Raw genomic sequence first — 1,428 nt, 5'->3', positions numbered from 1 at the left:
CTCCCGTTCATTTTCAATCAGCGGTTCCGAGATGGGCAGGTCCGCCCAGCTGCGCACGAATTCGCCCCCTCAGAAATAGTCCTTGAGCATCTCTGTGGACCACGGAGCCTGCTCAACCTTGCCGCGAGGCCCGAATTCGGCGAACCACGGCTTGATATCGAGCACCGGTGTGCCGTCGACCGCGTCGAGTTCAGCGACGTGGAGGTCGAGACCGTCGATGCGGAGAAGGCGGGCGCGCGACACTCCGAGCCAGTTGACGCGACGCATGTTGCGGTGCCCGAAGATCCCTACCTCGGGCCACGCCGGGTTGTCGCGGGCGCTGCGGGCGCCAAAGTGGAGGTCGGATTGATCGGTCAGGTGGAACCTGAACACAACTTCCAGGTGGCTGAAAGCTTCGAGACCCTTGACCGAGTTTTCGCCGAATCGGGGGTCGTCGATCCGGATGATCGTCTCGGTGCCGCCCCAGTGATCGTCGGTGGGTTCGCGGCGGCCGCCGACCACGTGCGCGATCGGCACCACTTCGAATGTCTCGTCAGCCATCGCTTCGGTCCTACTTCCCTTGTGCTTGCAGGTATTCAGAGGATTGGGCGTCGACTTCGGCAAATCCCACCACCGCCGATCCGAGATGCGGCGAGACGGCGGCGCGGATGCCGCGGGCCACCGCGCGGGTGCGACCCGACTGCACTTGCCCCATCGACGACAGCGCGGACTTCCACGTTGCACAGGCTATTTCGAGATCGCCCTGCCGTGCTTGCACCGCACCGAGATAGCCGAGGGTGACCGCGTGAGTACGGGCGAACGCCTGTGCCTTGCGTTTACGCACGCTGCGGTCGAACTGCGCGGCAGCGCCTCGTAAGTCGCCGGAATCGCTTAGCGCACAGGCCGTTTCGTGGGCCAAGCTCGCCTCGGTGAAGAAGAACACCCGTGAGGGCTCAGGGATAGCGCTCGATGCTGCGGCGAGGTCTTGTTCAGCGACGAGCGCAGCCTTGGCCGCCTCCGAGGGTCGGCCGGCGGCGCTGAGCGCCTTGGCGTGGACGACTTTGAGCAGCGCCTTCTCCCGGAGCGTGGCGCTGCTGTATCTGGGGCCTGCGACGGAGGCTTCGGCGAGCGCGAGTCCTTCCTCGGGGTGTCCGAGGTCGATTGCCTGGTGTGCCATCGCGCGCAGGATGTGGCCGGTGAGCGGTGCGTCATGAGCCTCGGCCGCAAGCTTGGTGGCGGTGGTGAAGTAGCGCTGGGCCGCGGAATGCTCGTCGTTGTCGAATGCCATCCAGCCAGCGAGATAGGCCATCTCGGCCGCGGCCGAGAACATGGTACGGCGAACCTCGTCGTCGGTGTAGGTGCCGTTGAGAAAGGCGACGACCTCACCGCTGAGGTTGGACAACTGCTCGCCGCCCATGCCCGCCGCCCATGCGCTGATCGATCTGAGAG

At 65.4% G+C, this 1,428-nt stretch carries 2 protein-coding genes; both read right to left on the bottom strand.

What is annotated here, in order from left to right:
* Positions 1-69: 69 nt before the first annotated feature.
* The gene (locus ACFWPJ_RS32815; protein WP_378857403.1) at positions 70-516 is read right to left on the bottom strand and encodes an SAM-dependent methyltransferase; all 447 of its coding nucleotides are present in this window, start codon (positions 514-516) and stop codon (positions 70-72) included.
* A gap of 34 nt (positions 517-550) precedes the next feature.
* Positions 551-1,428 (bottom strand): hypothetical protein (locus ACFWPJ_RS32810; protein ID WP_378857401.1); only part of this gene is annotated, 878 nt, incomplete at its 5' end.

This window comes from Nocardia sp. NPDC058497 (assembly GCF_042720195.1).
In the GTDB taxonomy this organism is placed as follows: Bacteria; Actinomycetota; Actinomycetes; order Mycobacteriales; family Mycobacteriaceae; genus Nocardia.
The sequence above is the reverse complement of the archived record's forward strand: the minus strand, read 5'-3'. Positions and strand labels throughout refer to the sequence as shown.